This is a genomic window from Pseudooctadecabacter sp., assembly GCF_965657175.1.
Lineage (GTDB): Bacteria > Pseudomonadota > Alphaproteobacteria > Rhodobacterales > Rhodobacteraceae > Octadecabacter.
In genome coordinates, this window is record NZ_CBFHNH010000016.1 from 1 (window position 1) to 16657 (window position 16657).

13 protein-coding genes and 4 pseudogenes are annotated in these 16657 nt (G+C 57.8%); 1 reads left to right on the forward strand and 16 read right to left on the reverse strand.

The window, feature by feature from the left end:
- From ACTG36_RS12615 to ACTG36_RS12635, 5 genes and pseudogenes are all read right to left on the reverse strand, one after another.
- Positions 1–282 (reverse strand): annotated as a pseudogene (locus ACTG36_RS12615) (hypothetical protein); the annotation flags it as partial.
- 489 nt (positions 283–771) lie between these two features.
- Positions 772–1215: an ion channel gene (locus tag ACTG36_RS12620; RefSeq protein WP_375280841.1), complete on the reverse strand. Its 444-nt coding sequence runs from the start codon at positions 1213–1215 to the stop codon at positions 772–774.
- An 86-nt stretch (positions 1216–1301) separates the two neighbouring features.
- A complete protein-coding gene (locus tag ACTG36_RS12625; RefSeq protein WP_375280842.1) occupies positions 1302–2234 on the reverse strand; it encodes an MBL fold metallo-hydrolase in 933 nt (310 codons plus the stop codon).
- A 69-nt stretch (positions 2235–2303) separates the two neighbouring features.
- Positions 2304–3119, reverse strand: a complete 816-nt coding sequence (locus tag ACTG36_RS12630; RefSeq protein WP_375280843.1) for a MauE/DoxX family redox-associated membrane protein — start codon at positions 3117–3119, stop codon at positions 2304–2306.
- Positions 3120–3263: 144 nt separating this feature from the next.
- Positions 3264–3827 (reverse strand): DUF305 domain-containing protein, encoded by a 564-nt coding sequence (locus tag ACTG36_RS12635; protein WP_439142517.1) that lies wholly within the window; start codon positions 3825–3827, stop codon positions 3264–3266.
- Between the two features lie 79 nt (positions 3828–3906).
- On the opposite strand from ACTG36_RS12635, the gene ACTG36_RS12640 reads away from it, so the two are divergent.
- A complete protein-coding gene (locus ACTG36_RS12640; protein WP_375280844.1) occupies positions 3907–4179 on the forward strand; it encodes a metal-sensitive transcriptional regulator in 273 nt (90 codons plus the stop codon).
- Between the two features lie 504 nt (positions 4180–4683).
- Here the strand turns inward: ACTG36_RS12640 and ACTG36_RS12645 are convergent.
- The 11 genes and pseudogenes from ACTG36_RS12645 to ACTG36_RS12695 form a co-directional block, all read right to left on the reverse strand.
- Entirely contained in the window at positions 4684–5106 is a 423-nt protein-coding gene (locus ACTG36_RS12645; protein WP_439142519.1) for a DUF411 domain-containing protein, read from the reverse strand.
- A gap of 901 nt (positions 5107–6007) precedes the next feature.
- Positions 6008–6364: pseudogene (locus ACTG36_RS12650) on the reverse strand (DUF736 family protein); the annotation flags it as partial.
- 269 nt (positions 6365–6633) lie between these two features.
- Positions 6634–6990: a hypothetical protein gene (locus ACTG36_RS12655; RefSeq protein ID WP_439142521.1), complete on the reverse strand. Its 357-nt coding sequence runs from the start codon at positions 6988–6990 to the stop codon at positions 6634–6636.
- Positions 6977–7639 carry a hypothetical protein gene (locus tag ACTG36_RS12660; protein ID WP_439142523.1) on the reverse strand — a complete coding sequence of 221 codons (663 nt, stop codon included), beginning with the start codon at positions 7637–7639 and terminating at the stop codon, positions 6977–6979. The genes ACTG36_RS12655 and ACTG36_RS12660 overlap by 14 nt, the downstream gene beginning before the upstream one ends.
- Before the next feature lie 114 nt (positions 7640–7753).
- The gene (locus ACTG36_RS12665; protein WP_439142525.1) at positions 7754–8422 is read right to left on the reverse strand and encodes a strawberry notch-like NTP hydrolase domain-containing protein; all 669 of its coding nucleotides are present in this window, start codon (positions 8420–8422) and stop codon (positions 7754–7756) included.
- Positions 8423–8810: 388 nt separating this feature from the next.
- Positions 8811–9020 (reverse strand): annotated as a pseudogene (locus tag ACTG36_RS12670) (ArdC-like ssDNA-binding domain-containing protein); the annotation flags it as partial.
- A 3-nt stretch (positions 9021–9023) separates the two neighbouring features.
- Positions 9024–9320 (reverse strand): annotated as a pseudogene (locus ACTG36_RS12675) (hypothetical protein); the annotation flags it as partial.
- Positions 9321–10277: 957 nt separating this feature from the next.
- The gene (gene repC / locus ACTG36_RS12680; protein WP_375280846.1) at positions 10278–11507 is read right to left on the reverse strand and encodes a plasmid replication protein RepC; all 1230 of its coding nucleotides are present in this window, start codon (positions 11505–11507) and stop codon (positions 10278–10280) included.
- Between the two features lie 186 nt (positions 11508–11693).
- The gene (repB, locus tag ACTG36_RS12685) at positions 11694–12701 is read right to left on the reverse strand and encodes a plasmid partitioning protein RepB (RefSeq protein WP_375280847.1); all 1008 of its coding nucleotides are present in this window, start codon (positions 12699–12701) and stop codon (positions 11694–11696) included.
- Positions 12698–13885, reverse strand: coding sequence for a plasmid partitioning protein RepA (repA, locus tag ACTG36_RS12690; protein ID WP_375280849.1), 1188 nt, complete (start codon positions 13883–13885; stop codon positions 12698–12700). The genes repB and repA overlap by 4 nt, the downstream gene beginning before the upstream one ends.
- Before the next feature lie 234 nt (positions 13886–14119).
- Positions 14120–16639 carry a copper-transporting P-type ATPase gene (locus ACTG36_RS12695; protein ID WP_375280850.1) on the reverse strand — a complete coding sequence of 840 codons (2520 nt, stop codon included), beginning with the start codon at positions 16637–16639 and terminating at the stop codon, positions 14120–14122.
- Positions 16640–16657: the final 18 nt, after the last annotated feature.

Genomic DNA, 16657 nt, shown 5'->3' on the forward strand with positions numbered 1-16657 from the left:
CCCGCTGACCGGCAGTGGCTTGCCAAAGGCAAGGTCACGAGAGGGACGCGTCCCGAGAAGTTGATGCGAGGCGTCCGCTAAAAAATCCCGTTCCACCACCAACTGGCCAATCTTCGAATGCAGCTTGTCGATATCGGCAGCACTCACCTGTTCTGGGGCCGTACCTCGACGCGCAAAAGCAGTCGCCATGTTCTGTATCGCGGCGCGCTTCCATGTTCCGATCTGTGTCGGATGGACGCCGTAGCTCTCGGACAGTTCCGCAAGCGTCAGCTCCTCGCGGATCGCCTCAAGCGCAACCTTGGCTTTGAACTCCCCCTCTCATCGATACTGCGTATCGACTGCCGCGCAGTGAGACGAATGGTTCTTTCTTTTCTTCATTTTGGAGCGTCACTTTCGTCATGCGATCCACCTTAGCGGATGGCCCTAATTTCCGCGACCACCTCTCACCCCGAACCACTGACGTCAACCTCGCCGAAAAGTTTTGGGATCCTTGAGGCGGGCTGATTTGGGGGCCTTCCGGAGGATATGCTTCCGCACTCATGTGTGTGTGTTTTGACGGCAGGTTTACCCAACACGAGCAGGCAAACGGCCCGACCGGACGCGGGAGACGGATGAAGCGGCGGGATCGTTTTGCCCCGCAAAACAGACCAGAGCGCAATCCGGCGGAGCGGCCGGCAAGGGACGTGCTCGCGAGGCGGGCAAACCGGGATGCCGGGGTGCGACGCCGCGGTGAGGCCGCATGGCCGAATGCGACGGACCGCAGGGCCGTTCCTAACGACGATCGTTGGTATCAAGCAATTTCTTACCCATAATAACCCGCATCAAAAACGCACCGGATCCTGTGATGACAAGGAAACCAAGGAACGCTTCCATCGCTGCCAAAATCCGCAACTGTCCGGTTGGATTGATGTCGCCACGCCCCAGCGTCGTGTAATTGACGAGCGAAAAGTAAAACCGATCCGTGAACAACACTGGCTTCCCATCACTTCTAACCAAGCTGCCCAACTGCCACCCGTCTTCCAAAACTTGAAACGCTACTGCGAACGCCATCGCGATCATCAGATGCGACAGAATGATGAATTGCACCGAAAAAACGAAACATCTGATGGGATGCAAATTGGGATCAATCGTCCGAGCGAGATACCTCAACCCGTAGAAATGAAACAACGCTCCGCAATTGAAAAGGATAACACCCAACGCAATGACTGCACTCATCTGACCAAACGCTCCTTCGGCTTCCCGCTACATTGGCAAGGCTTTGGCCCCTGCCCTCGTGAATAGATATGACGAATAGCGGCCATTCAGCCCACGTTTCCAAAGCGATTGAGCGGGATTTTCAGATACCGCTCACCATCGTCTGCCGTTTCAGGTAATCGCCCGCCGCGCAGATTGATCTGTAAGACGGCCAGCATCCGGTCGGGCAGCCCAAGCGTGGCATCGCGGTCGTCGCGGGTCTTCAAGAATTCAGCCTTTGTGACATCGCCGCCCACATGAATATTTTTCCTGCGGTGGGTATCAACAGTCGTTTCCCATTCGGGCTGGTCCCTGTTGTCGGTTCCGTAGTCATGGCCGATGAAAAGGCGGGTTGACCCGGGCAAGGACAGGATCGCTTGCAACGAGTCCCAAAGGTCGCTGCTGCTGCCACCGGGAAAATCCGCGCGGGATGTACCGCTGTCTGGCTGCATGAATGTGTCATGCACAAAGGCCGCATCCCCACAGACATAGGTGATCGATCCCAGGGTATGGCCTGGTGACAACATCACCTGAACCTCCAGATCCCCGATCTGAAAGGTGTCCCCGTCTGCAAACAAGCGATCAAAATCACGGGTCACGTCGAAAGCGTCGGGCATGTTGTAAAATCCCCGCCAAAGCTTTGCGATGTCGGCAACCTTTTCACCGATCCCTGTGCGTGCGCCCGTTCTTTCACGCAATTGGGCTGATGCCATGGCGTGATCGGCATGCGGGTGCGTGTCCAGAATCCATTCAACCTTCAGATTCTGCTCCGCGACCAGATCAAGGACCCGCTCCATGCTTCGGGTCGACGTCGAAAAGCTGGCGGGATCAAAGTCAAGCACCACATCGATCAACGCCGCTTTCCGGGTGGACGGGTCCGCGCAGACGTACTGGATTGATCCAGTATCCGGCTCGTAAATTCCCCAGACGTGCGGGCTGCGTGGTCCCGTCGAAGGGGAATACCGGACAATCGGCTGGTCAAGTTGTGACGTTTCGGCCATGACACGCCTCTCTTTCGGTCAGTCTGTGTTGGTCTGAAAAACGGCGGACCAAGTGGTCCGCCGCCCTCCTTAGCCTGCGATCTGCAGGCTCAGCATCCAGATGCCCATGCCAAGCATCGCAAGATTTTCGCTCAACGAAATAAAGCCAAGGGGCACTTTGGAATCCCCACCGACGCAGGCGCAGGTCAATTCCCGCTTGTCGATGTAGACCGCCTTGATGACGCTCCAACCGCCGATGGATCCGATAAAGATACCGACGGGCGCGACAAGCCAGATCAAAGGACTTCCGGTGCCGATCAATGCCATCATACCGACGCCCGCATAAAGTTCCGCAAACGGGTAGGCATAGCCATAGGGCACATACCGCCGCGCCAAAATATCGTAGCCCAGAAATCCATTCACGAAGCCCTCGACGTCCTGCAATTTCTGAATGGCCAGCGCCACCATGGAGATCGCCAAGAACCATTTCAGCCACGTCAGGATTGGAAACCCGTCATAAAGGTTCAGCACAATCGCCAAAGCCATAAGTGCGGTGCAGGCAAAAATCGCGATCACCGGTTGATAGGTCGTATCGTCCTTGCCCAACACCCGATATCCGAAATGCTTTTTCAGATCGGTGTAACCGCCAATCATCTCGCCATCAATGAAAGTGATCGGCGTCGTCTTCACGTCGTGCGCCTCTTTGAACGCATCCACCTGATCGCGGGTTTCCAGCAAATTGTCGTCAACCTCGTACCCCTTCTGCTTGAGCAGCGAGAGAGATTTCAGACCATAGGGACACAAGTGCCCCGGCATCGCCATCCGGTAAAGGGAGGCCGTCTTGGCATTGCCTTTGCTTTTCTCACGGGCCACGTCCGGGCCGTCGATCATATCGGTTGCTGTCATGGCTGATTTCCTTATTGAACTATCGACCGCGTGAATTGCGAACGAAGAAGACTATTCCAGAGATAAGGAAGGCGATGACGAGGAGCATGATCACCATCATGCCCCCCGCCATCCACGCATTCCCGTGCATATCCGCGTCCATCATCACAGACCGCTTTCGGTGAACTCTTCGTTCCGCGGCGTGCCTGCCGGGGCATCGCCGTTGGCCTGAATGTCGTCGATGTAGAACTTCATCTCCGCAATCTCGCTCCGTTGGGCCTCGATGATGGCATCAGCCAATTCGCGAACACGTGGGTCGGAGATATTGGCCCGTTCACTGGTCATGATGGCGATGGAATGGTGTGGGATCATGGCCCGCATCCAAGAAATGTCCTCAACCGTATCCTGCGACCGGACGAGGTAGAGGCCAACCGCAAACGCAATCGCGGCCCCAACAAAAATCGCGATGTTCGCTTTACGGTTCGAATACATGCCCAGCATAAACGCCAGCATGATGATCGCCATCATCCCGCCCATATAGAGGGCCATCCACATCCGCGTCTGGCTGTAGAACACATGATCGAGCGCATAACTGTTCAGATACATCAACCCATACATCACGACCGTGGACGTAATGATCATCGCAAAGAAAGTACCGTAGCTCCCGCCAGAATGTTTTCCATCGTGCGAAACCTGAGCGGTGTTTGTAGTGTTGTCATGCTGTGTCATGGCCAATCCTTCATAATACCTTGATGGGGTATCAACAGGCGAAGGCTGATTGGGTTCCAAAAAAAGTTTGAGGTGAAAAATGAAAACGAGCAAAGACAAAACGATTGATCGTTTGTCGCGCATCGAAGGTCAGATCCGCGGCGTGAAAGGCATGGTCGAAGACGACCGCTATTGCATGGACATCCTTGCACAAACGGCGGCGATCCGGTCCGCCATCCTTGGCGTCGAAAAAATGGTTCTTGAAAATCATGCAGCCCATTGCGTCGAAACCGCAATTCAAAGCGGCGATCCAGATGAACAAAGAGCGAAGTTCGATGAACTCATCGGGCTGCTTCAAAAAGCGTCTCGCTAAGTCTTATTGCAGCGTGCGTCCTCGAAGCAGCAAGACCCCCAACCCGAACGCAAGCACCAGATCTATCCCAAAACAAAATGACCCCCACCAGTCAGGCGCGGGGCTGGCTTGAAGTCGATCAACGGTAATGTCGAAAATCCCATGTGCGAAAAGTGCTGCTGCCAAGATCCAGGCAGATGTCCGCGCACCGATTATGGACGCTATCAGAAACCCAACAGCAATCACGGTGTGTAGGATAATATCAGTTACATCGCCGCTCTGGATGGCGAAGACCACGTAAAAGGCTGCAATCGCGACAATAGTGGCCGCTCAAGTCCCGCGCTGACGCACAACCCCGCCAAGCGCCATGATGGACAAAGTCCCCCCTCCCAGAACGACGCCGATAGCAAAGGCGGTAATGTTTAGCACGATTGTGCCTCAGTTTGGCAAAAAGGCCACGCCACCAAACTGCACAACACCTCTAGTTTTAAGCCAACCTCATGACCATACGCCATCAACGCCCCTTCACAAGCCAACCTGAAAAAAGATTTCCCCCGCACCGGCCTCTCCACCAAATGCAACGACGTCATACCGTGCGGTCGGATCATTTCCCATTCCTGGCGACCCGAAGGGCATACCCGGCACGGAAATTCCAGCGACGTTCGGACGCTGTTCCAAAAGCTGTTCGATTGCTTCGAATGGCATGTGGCCCTCGACGACATAGCCGTCAATCGTCGCGGTATGGCATGCGATCATATCGTCAGGCACACCATTTTCGGCTTTCACGCTCATGATGTTATCCACGTCCGTGACCTCAATGTCGTATCCTTCTTCCCGCGCCAGCGCGATCCACGCACCGCAACACCCGCAGGTGGGGTCCTTCATGACATGCATCGTTCCTGCCTCAGCCATCTGGCCGTGGTTCTCTGCGTGAGACATTCCAGGCATCGCCAATCCAGCGAAACCAACCGCCAAGGCGGCAAAAGGTCCAGCGACGAGATTAATTCTCGATAAGATCATAAAACGTTCCTTTTTTTCCTACGGACTTACAGCACCAAGTCGAACGCCATCCGGCGACGATCGACGCTCCACGACTGATCATTCTTGCTGTCAACATAGTGACATGCAGGCCACTCGCAAGTCCAGCTTGGGAAGGTTTTCAAGGCGATGTGACGCAGTGCCCTCAATGGGCTGCGGTGCCAAGAGCCATCAACAAATGGTGTTCACGATGATGATCTTGACTCGCCATCAGCCCGAAAAATCCCAAACCTCTGATCTGTGCCGTTACCGAGGGGTCGTCACTCGTTACGATCAATTCCACTTCATCTGACCGCGGTACAACTTGAACGATATTTCTGGTGAAATCCGGGGAGGTTTCTTTAGATCGATCTCTCGACGACGGCACACCGTTGACCCTACCTAAATCGACGGTCGGAACCCTTGTGGCCGATGCGTCTTTGTTCGCGGAACGATATCATTGTGACGGCCTCGTCACAGCGAGATCAACTGTCTCGGTACTGCCTCGATCTCACGTCCTGAAGACACTGCAATCTGACGCCAGAATGGCAATACGCCTTTTTGAGAACCATGCCTCAGACGTTCAAAGACTGAAATCACACATCGAAATAATGCGTCGTCGACGTGTTTCTGAACGACTGAATGTCTGGATAGAGCTTTATGGCGAACCCGCGAAAGAAGGCTGGAGCACCGTTGCCGCGCAAATTGGCGTCTCTCCAGCTGCACTCTATCGTGAGCAGGCGCAGCGAAAACGCCTCACTTAACGAAAAAAGGGGAACCCTATTACCACGGCTCCCCTTTCGGTTCAGGTCGTCTCCCCCGCGCGTGCCAATTACGCAACCAGCGACAGCCCCGCGCCTGCGTCCTGCGGCTGCACATCGCTGTCAATGAACGGGATGATCGAGACTGTCTGCCCGCCGCGCTGTTCCTCGTTCTGCACGGCGTTGACGCGCAGGTCGCCATCGGGCGTGTTGATCTGCAGCGAAAGGTAGTCATTGCCCGTGCGGCGGCTTTTCGCCATCGGGGCCGAGCCGACACGGATCGGCGTGCCACGGGGCGAGCTGACCTCGATGCGGTAATCGGGGTGGGTTTCCTCGGTCTTGGAGCTGTTTTCGATCAACATGAACTCCAGATCGAACATCATGTTGGCGGTGTAGCCGGTGAAGGCGTTGTCGGCATCCATCGCGGTCGGTCAGGCCGATGCAGCTGCCGTTCGGCACATAGGTGATGAGGTACTGACCGAGCCAATCTTTGTGGACAACGTAGCCCGTATTGGCCCAATGCACGGTCTGCCCGGCATCGACGGCGGCCTTGATGTCTTCGAGTGTCATGATCGCCTCCCTGCCTATTCTGCTGCCACCCGGGCCGATACTGTCCGGCGTCCGTTCCCGTTCCAACGATCCGTGCCAGAATATCCACCGTGTCGATCCCGTCCCCATGCGGCAGGAACACCCGCAACTAGAAGGCGATGATCTTGGCGAGGCAACCGAGGGCCTTGAGGCCATCAATCATGCCCCGATCCACACCACCCAGCTCGAGGCGCATCTCACCTGCGACCCGGCGATGGGTCAGGCTCAGGCCCCGGCCCAGATCGACAGGCGCGGTGGTGCCAAGGGCGGCGGTCAGCAGGTAGAGCTTGGTCGTGGTGGTTTTTGGCAGGGATGCCGCCTCGGAATCCCAAAGCCGTGCGAACTCGGGCCTTCCGATCTCTTCCCAGGCCGAGGACTCGAAGCGCATCTCCCCCAGATAGCTCGACCCGTTTGGCCGCACCGCCTTGCGCATCAGCGTCACGCTATCCTCGTCATACATCTGCATGGCCCGCGCCGAGATGAGCGCCGCACGCACCGAGGCGCAGTTGACCATCGGCAGCTTGTCGGGGTTGCGCGACATTCCCAGCACATGCACCGGATCCGTCACTTCCAGCCCGATGATCCGCGTCACGGCGCTGGATTTCAGGCAGGTCCAGAAATCCTCTGTGGAAACCTGTTCGATCCTTTCGCCACGCAGGGTTTCGACCCCAAGATCGAGCGTACCTGCCGCCCGCGCCCGCTCGGTCTGATCGGCCCGTGACCTCGGCTACAGCCTCATCACCAAAAGCCCAGAGGATCTGATCGAGCGCCGAGGGGATCGGGGCCAGCGCCATCAACTTCATCATGGCCGCATCACGCAGGGCGAGCGCCTCGCGCGAGACAACGAGCGCACCGGTCTCATCCCGCAAGGGTTCCACCACCATGTTGCCGTCGATCTCCACGAGCTTTTGAGCATGGATCGGGAAGGCCTGTTCGAGATAGCCGAGAACACAATCGCGCGGCGTCAAGGCACCCTCGACCAGTTCATCCTCGGGGTCCATTGTCTCAAGCCGCCGTTTCAGCAAGCTCTCACCCGTCGACCCCACCTGAATGACGCAAGCCTTGTCCGCCGTGAGGTCATCTTCGATGGCGCGGATGATGGTCGGGGCCTTCATGCCCATCAGGAGATGGTTGAAGAAGCTGCTTGGTGCTCTCGAAGCGAGATTTGGCCGAGGCGCGTGCAGCCGAGGCATTGGTCTCCCCCGAGGCGTCGTTGACGCCGGTCGCGGTCAAAGCGGCTTCAGATTGTGGTGGATCATGCGGAAGGCGCCCACATAGGCGTCGTAGATCTCGATCTGGGCCGGGGTGAGCGCGTGTTCCAGCACGTCATACTCCACGCCATCAAAGCTGACGGCACGCGCCGTGTAGAGGCCAAACGTCTTTAGATCGCGCGCAACCACCTCCATGGCGGCGACACCGCCCGCCTCCATCGCTGAAACGAGGCTCTCGCGGCTTGGGAAGGGGTATTCGGGGCCCCTGCCCGCAGAGCCCCAGCCGCGCCGCATAGGCGAGGTTGTGCACGCTCGTCGCCCCCGTGGCCGAGATGTAGAAGACGCCGGCGCGGGGTGCTGCCAGTTGCAGCCGCAGGCCAGCAAGGCCCTGCTGGGAGGGCTTGACCCCCTGCCCTGCTCGGATCCGGCCGCGTTCTGCATGGCATGGGCCTCATCAAAAGCGAGGACACCTTCAAAGTCTTCGCCCATCGGGACGGGCTGGTCCGGTTTCCATTTGGAAAGCGGCATGAAAGCCACCAGCCGCCCACCGGGCGCGAGGCGCTTTGCGGCCGCGATGAGGTGCTTGGCGGCGATGTGCTTGTCGCGGGATCGATCGACCGAGGAGGCGAAAGGCGGATTCATCACCACGACGTCAGGTAGAACCGGCGTCCGCAGCAGATCATCCATATGTTCGCCGTCATGGCCCGTCACCGTAGGCCGCGCGCAAAAGACTCTGGCGAAAGGGATCGATCTCGTTGAACAGAAGTGTGGCACCAGCCCGTGCCGCGAACGCAGCCAGAGCACCAAAGCCAGCCGAGGGCTCCAGAACGGTTCCGCGCCGTCCCCACGCAGCAACACTCGGATGGCCGCGGCCTGTATCAGGTCGTACGCCATCCGCCAGTCCCAGGCACCGCCGGCATCGCTGCCGTTGAACGTCTCGCGCATGATGCGCAGGCGTGGGAATAAGTTGAAGCACCAATACCCTGCCGCGCTGCGCGCTCTCGGGACATTGATGCTGCTTCATCTTCTTCGTATTCCCAAAACGCCGAATTGCCGCAGTTCTGCACGATCGCGAAGGCGAGCTGTGGCCCGCCATCACGGTCCGCATGGTCAGCAGGAAGTTGTTCACGCCCTGATAGGGCTCACCGCCCACACGCAGCGGGCGAGAATTACCACCTGCGGTCCATGGCTTGCGCCACGGCAGAACACCGCGCTCGATGAGGCGGATGATTTCGTTTGTGATGGCCTCGGAGGCATCGCATTTGGGCATGCGGGATCGTGCCATGGTTGGCGTCCCCCGTGCGACCGCAAGAGTGGCCAAGGGAAAGCGTTCAATCGGCGCGAAGGTTGAAATGGTGGTCCAACCAAGATTGAGGAAAGTCCCACCCTCTCCGCAGATCACATGCGCGTGTGACAATGCTGCCGCGCGCCTGAGATAGCCGAGATCACGCAGAACGGTCTCGCGCTCAAGCCGTTGTCCCTGCCCCGTCTGGCCGGCTTGGCGTGGTTGCTCGTCTCGCCACAAAGAGGCAGCGGTCGCGCGCAGCACACGCAAGACACCTGTTTGCATGGGAATGCCCTTCATTAGGAAAGACAGACCGGAATCCGGCCCGGACCCGTCCGAGGCACCCCAAAGGCGCTCATCCGTCAGTCACAAAACCCGAAGAACCCTTTCACTTTCTGGGGCCGCAAAAATTCTCAGTGCCAGCACGCCGATTTCACTCCACAAATAAGTTTTCATCTTAATATCCTGTTTTTACACGATATTTACCGAGTTAAGGATAGATTCGAATGGAAATTGGATCTAACTGACAGTAAACCGCCACAAAGAGCGGTATTTTTCCAAAGCGGTCACTTATTGAGCGCAGTCTGTGTCCTTTTGAGGCAAAGAAAACACTGGCTGGAAATGCTCAGGACGCTCACCTCGACCCTGCAGCTGGGTTTAACGGTTCTGTCTAAAAAAATCAGCGGCTCTTTGCCTAATCAGCGCACCCCCAGTCCGTCTCCCCTGACGTGAAACAGGCGATTACCAATGCTGATCGACGTTTGAGATTCTTCGTCGCGCGCGCAAACCCCAGCCCACTTCAAACGGATCGATTTCACACATAAAAAGTTTCGACCTTTGCCCACGCCCCGCAAAGGGCGTGGTCAATGGCGCACAAACGTCTGTGGAAGACCAAGCCATTACAGCACGCCCAAACCGATCATTGTTTGAGCAGGTCGAGCCCAACCACAGGTGGGTGACGTGAGACTCTCACTTTCAAAAAGGCGGACTTGAGACGTCTCCAGATAGTCTTCAGAGCGGTGTGAGCAAAAAGGGACCACAGCAATGTCGCAGCTGATTTAAGTCTTAGTTGTCCCGTTATTCTAAGTCGTCACTGCACCCATGTCACACCTTGGGCAGCACCATCGGTCAATTGAAACGGATGAAGCAGACCAGCAACCAGAGGATGCAATTCGGAAACCAGCACTGGTCAGAGTTCACAACTGTGAACTTTTAGAAAAACGGATTGCTAGCAGAGAGTTCACAGCTGTGAACTATTTATGCAGCATTGCGTTTCATCAATGCCATTATCATGGGACTACAAGAGAACTCTCCTATGGCAGCTTTGGCCGACAACGATCTCAAATAGCCACCAGGGGAATGGATTTCGTCGAAGCGTTCAAGCATAGCGACAATGACGACTGCGGCTTCCTCAGGTCCCATATGCTGTTTGGCGTCGTCCCATGCCGAAGGGGAAATACCCATCATGGGGCGCACGATATCTGCAACTCGGACCAGATCATGCCAATGGCGTATCGGAGCGTCAGTATATGTCAGATACTCGGCGCATGCTTCCGTAACCAGACCAAGCGGAATTCTTGGAAGGTTGCGATCCAACGCTTGTACGTAGTCTGTCTCTTGATCCGTTGTTTCGACACTAGACGCTGCATTCGTCTCTGGGTCACGCCCTTTTGCCTTCGCTTTTTCTAAGCGTAGTTCAAGATCATGAGAGTCTATATTTGAATTCTGATGGTGCTGTTCATTTTGGACAGCACTGGTGCTCATATCTACTGTTTCTGGACCATCAAATACATTGCGTGCTGCATCCAACATCATTTGAAGCTGTCCTTCAATCTTCCGTAATTCCTCAAAGTCGAGTTTACGGCGCAGATCACGGGCTGTCAGGACTGCCATATCCGACGCCTGGTCCCAGAGGGGCAGGTCGGGGCGCACAGAACGGCCATAGTCCACCAGACCCGCCAGATCGCGCCGCATGAGGCTGACAGTGGTCCTGAGGCGCTTGTAGCGGTCCTCTGCGGCTCTGACGGCCTCTGCGGCCTCACAAACCTCTTGGAAGCGGTGGGCGAGGGGGGACAGGTCGAAGCCGAAGGCGACCTTTTCGTCGCCGTAGCGGCGCGCATAGCGTTTACCGTTCGGGCTGTCGCGGCGCACAACGAAGCCGGTTTGGACCAGATTGGCCAAATGGCGCCGCATGGTCGAGCACGGCATGCCGTTCAGACGTTCGCAGATGGCCTTGTTTGACGGATGCACCACAAGTTGGCTGTCATTGGCCCCGAGAATCGTTGCTTGATGAAAGCTGACGAGCGCCTGAAGGACGCTTAAATCGCGGTCCGAGAGGCCAAAGGCGATGCGGGCGGCGGAAAGTTCGCGCAGGGCCTCCCATTTGTTGACGCCTTCGGGTGGGGGTGCCTGTCGGGCTGTCGCCTGATGTTTCAGGATCGCAGCATTGATCGGTCGCCGGAATGGCGTGACGGGGGTGTAGTCCATATATCATTCACGAAGACAAAGATTTTCTGGTCCGCGAATCACTAAAGACTTGCGAAAAACGGTGATCGAGACTAACTTGAAAGTGCTAAGAACAAGTCTGGGTCTCGTGGAGCGGTCGCTTTGCGGGACCTTTTCTTTGGCTTTATCGTGCCTCCTGTTTTTTGGTTCTGCTCTGGCCTTATCTTCCTAACGCTGTTGCCAGCGGTCGTGAAGTTCTTTAATAAAATCAATGGCTTGTATTTCAACCCAATCTGCGAAGTCACCTTTTTCAAGCTCAATCGACAAACCCTTGGCAGTACGTTTCATCGTGCCACCGCCGGGCAGGTTCACCTTTGAATGTCGGGTCGAAGAGGGGGCCTTGGCGCGTTTGGCAGGTTTGCCTGTGACCTTCGAGACGGCATCCCAAACAGCCTCGAACGCCTGAACCGATGGATCATCAGCCACCGCCGCCTCATCAACGACCGCGCTTATCTGCGCCGCGTCATGGGCCTCATGCGCGATGCGGATGTAGGTTTCGGTCTGCAAGCCGTTGTCCGCGATGGCGCGGCCCAGTGCCTCCCACCGGGGACGGCCGATGCCATGGGCGGCGCCGATGGCGCGGACCAGATCCGGGCCGACCATATCCACGATGGCGATGGCCATAGAAACCGACGATTTGGTCACGGTCAGAACCTCGGCCACCTGGGATTGATTGCCGAAGCCCGAAGACACGAGGTCTTGGGCGAAAATCGCCTTTTCAATGAAGGACAGATCGCGGCGGGCCATGTTTTCTGAAATTTGGGCACGCAGGGCGCTGTCATCGTCCATGCTCGCCACGAGCGCACGAACTTTGGTGACTTTGTCAGAGCCGCGGATCGCCTCAAGCCTGCGCCGCCCATAGACCAGAAGATAACGGTCCGAGTCCTCAGGATGACGGCGCACGAGGATCGGCACGGTTTGGCCGTTCGCCTCGATCGCGTCACGCAGATCCAGAACATCCGCAGGATCGAGCCGGTCTGCCATACGGTCATCGACGATGCTGGAGGGATCAAGTTCCCAGACATGGTGGGAGTCGACCGCATCGCGGGCGGAGCGCAAAGCGCGGTTGGATGTCATCATCGGGGTCGCCGCGCGCGATTTCGGGGCAGGGGCGGGACCACCTGTTGCTGCAAGATTGTCGAGCATCGACATCCGCTTTTTCTTGCTGCTGGTCATGAGCGCCCCCATGTTTTCTGAATGAGGTCTGCGACCTCGTCATTGAGTGCATTCAGGCTTTCGAGGGCGCGATCGTAGGTGGAGCGGGTGAAGGCGCTGCGTTCGACCTCGTAAAGCGTCTGTTTCGTCAGGCCTGCATCGGAAATCGCTGTGGATTTGAGCATGGGCGAATTGAGGACCGCGTCGCCGTACATGGTGCGCAGAAAGGCCACGATCCGGTTTTGCGGCGCATCCTGCGGTTCATAGCGGGTGAGCGCGTAACGCATCCAATCGTGGGACATGTCCGCGCCGGATTCCGCGATCACGTCCATCAGATCGGCGGTCATGCGCAAGAATTGCGACATCGACATCACGTCAAGCATTTCGGGGTGGATCGTGACCAGCACGCCTGTTGCGGCCGAAAGCGCCGACATCGTGAGGAACCCCAGCTGTGGCGGGCAGTCGATGACAACCACGTCATAGTCGGCGTCAACCTGCGCAAGAGCCTCTTTCACGCGGAAAAAGAACAGCCCGGCGTTGCCCTGTGACAGGGCGCGCGGGGTTTCGTGCTCGAATTCCATCAGCTCAAGATTGCCGGGGATCAGGTCGAGGTTGGGGATATAGGTTTGGCGGATGACGTCGCGGATCGGGACAGGGTCGTCGTAGCGGATCGCGTCATAGAGCGTGCCGCCATCATCCAGATCGAATTCGGGCTGGACGCCATGCAGGGCCGTGAAAGAGGCCTGCGGATCGAGGTCAATGCCAAGCACGCGGTAGCCCTTCAGGGCCAGCCGTTGGGCAAGGTGGGCGGACGTTGTTGTCTTGCCGGAGCCACCCTTGAAGTTCATCACGCCGATGACCTGCAAATGGTCACTATCCCTGCGGCCGGGGATGTAATCACCGGGTTTGCGGGCGGTTTTTTCCAACAAGACGCGCAGGGCCTGGATGTCGTGGGCGGAATAGAGGCGGCGGTTGCCGGCGGTGAGTTCGGGGGAGGGGCCCTTGCCGTCCAGATTGAGCTTACGGAGGTAGGAATCGTTGACACCGAGAAGGGCTGCTGCCTCTCCGGAGGTGAATTTGCGCATTTCCTTCTTCGCATCGGGCGGAAAGAGGCTTTCGCGTTGGGAATGCAGCTGTCCTGCCAACCATTCGGAGTGTTGACGGATGACCGTATTCAGGTCTTGGTGTGTGAAGGTCTTGTTCATCTGCCCTCTCATCCTGTATCCGCATCTTTGGCGTGTTCACGGTAAATGACGTTTTTAGCCTCGTTTCCGTGACTATTGTCGAAAAGGGCAGATTCGCGCAAGAGTTTTCCACATGTGGTGGGGAATTGTGCCTGAGCCACAAGGGCAATCGGAACGATGCTGTGTGCGAAAGCGTCTCGGAAAGCACCGCGACGAGGGCCGCGGTGCTGGTGTTTGGCGTCCGATTTTCTCGCGTCAGATCTTCGCGCGACGCAGCCGGAGCGCGTTGAGAACCACGGAAATGGACGAGGCGCTCATTGCGAAGGCTGCGAACATCGGGCTGATGAGAATACCGAAGAACGGGTACAGCAGACCCGCTGCGACCGGCACGCCAGAGGCATTATAGATCAGTGCGAAGAACAGGTTCTGGCGGATGTTGCGCATCGTGGCGCGGGCCAGGCGGCGGGCGCGCACGATACCGTCAAGATCACCTTTGACGAGGGTGATCCCCGCGCTTTCAATCGCAACATCGGCGCCGGTGCCCATGGCAATGCCCACATCCGCCTGTGCGAGGGCAGGGGCATCGTTGACGCCGTCACCGGCCATGGCGACCTTGGCCCCGCCTTCTTGCAGGTCGCGCACGATTCTAGCCTTGTCTTCGGGCAGGACATCGGCGCGGACCTCGTCGATGCCGAGGCGGTCGGCCACGGCCTTGGCGGTACGTTCGTTGTCGCCGGTGGCCATGATGATGCGGAACCCCAGATCGTGCAGCGCCTTGAGCGCAGCAGGCGTCGTGTCCTTGATCGGGTCGGACACGGCGACAAGACCAACAAGCGCATGTTCGACAACGATGAACATCACCGTTTCGCCTTCGTCACGGCGGATGTTGGCCACGTCGCTCAAAGATCCGGTTTCAAGGCCCAGATCCTCAACCAGCTTGCGGTTTCCGAGGGCTACGGATTTCCCATCGACCGTGCCGCGAACGCCTTTGCCGGTCACGGCCTCGAAGTCAGTGGCGTTGACCATATCCACACCACGCTCTTCAGCGCCGCGCACGATGGCTTCGGCCAATGGGTGTTCCGAACCACGCTCTAGCGAGGCGGCAAGGCGCAAAACCTCTGCCTCGTTGTGACCGTCTTCGGGTAGGACCGCGACGAGGCGCGGTTTGCCCATGGTCAGCGTTCCCGTCTTGTCGACGATCAGCGTGTCGACTTTCTCAAACCGCTCAAGCGCCTCGGCGTTTTTGATCAGCACGCCGGCCTGCGCGCCACGACCGGTTGCCGTCATGATCGACATCGGCGTTGCAAGGCCAAGCGCGCAAGGGCAGGCAATAATCAGCACCGCGACGGCGGCAATCAAGGCATATGAGAGGGCAGGGGCAGGACCCCAAACGGCCCAAGCGACAAAGGCCAGAATGGCAATTACGATCACCGCAGGCACGAAGTAGCCCGCAACCATATCCGCGTATTTCTGGATCGGCGCGCGGGACCGTTGCGCGTTGGAGACCATTTCGACAATCTGGCTGAGCATCGTATCCGAGCCGACGCGCGTGGCTTCGACGATGAGCGATCCGGTGCCGTTAATCGTAGCGCCGGTAACTGCGTCGCCTTCAACCTTTTCAACGGGAATGGGTTCGCCGGTAATCATGCTTTCGTCGATAGAGGAGCGACCTTCGGCGACGACACCATCGACCGGCACCTTGTCGCCAGGGCGCACGCGCAAACGGTCACCTACGACCACATCTTCGAGCGCGATTTCTTCTTCGCTGCCATCCTCGCGGATAACGCGTGCGGATTTTGCCGCCATGTCCAGAAGGGCGCGGATCGCCTTTCCGGTGCCTTCGCGGGCGCGCAATTCCATCACCTGACCGAGAAGGACAAGTGTGACGATCACGGCCGCGGCCTCGAAATAGACACCTACGTGGCCTTGTTCATCACGGAAACCATCGGGGAAGATATCCGGCACAAGAACGGCAACAACGCTGAACACCCACGCGGCCATGACCCCCATCGCAATGAGTGAAAACATGTTGAGGTTCATCGTGCGGAACGAATTCCAGCCGCGGACAAGGAACGGCCAGCCGCACCACCACACAACGGGCGTGCCGAGTATCAGTTCAATCCAGAGCGTACCGCGTTCTCCGAATATGTCCCTGACGCCGGGAAAACCGATGAAAGGCCCCATGGTGAAGACCAGAAGCGGGATCGACAAAATCGTTCCGACCCAGAAACGACGGGTGAAATCGACCAGTTCAGGGTTCGGGCCGTCTTCGACCATGGCAGCACTTTCCAGTTCCAGCCCCATGCCGCAGATCGGGCAGGAGCCGGGATGGGTCTGGCGGACCTCGGCGTGCATCGGGCAAGTGTAGACTGCCCCCTCGTGGTCTGGCGGAACGGTATCGTATTTGCCGTCAGATTCAGCAGGACCGGCACCGTGGCCGTGCGCATGGTCATGCGACGCTGAGGCCTCGTCCTGCGGGACAAGGTGCATCCCGCATTTCGGACAATCGCCAGGCTGGTCGGACACGACCTCGGGGTGCATTGGGCAAGTGTAAACTGCCCCCTCGTGGTCTGCCGGAACGGTATCGTATTTGCCGTCAGATTCAGCAGGACCGGCACCGTGGCCGTGTGCATGGTCATGCGACGCTGACGCCTCGTCCTGCGGGACAAGGTGCATCCCGCATTTCGGACAATCGCCTGGCTGGTCGGACACGACCTCGGGGTGCATCGGACAGGTGTAGACTTGATGTTCCGGTGATGCGGTTGAATGGTCCATGTTGGAAGCCTTTTCTTG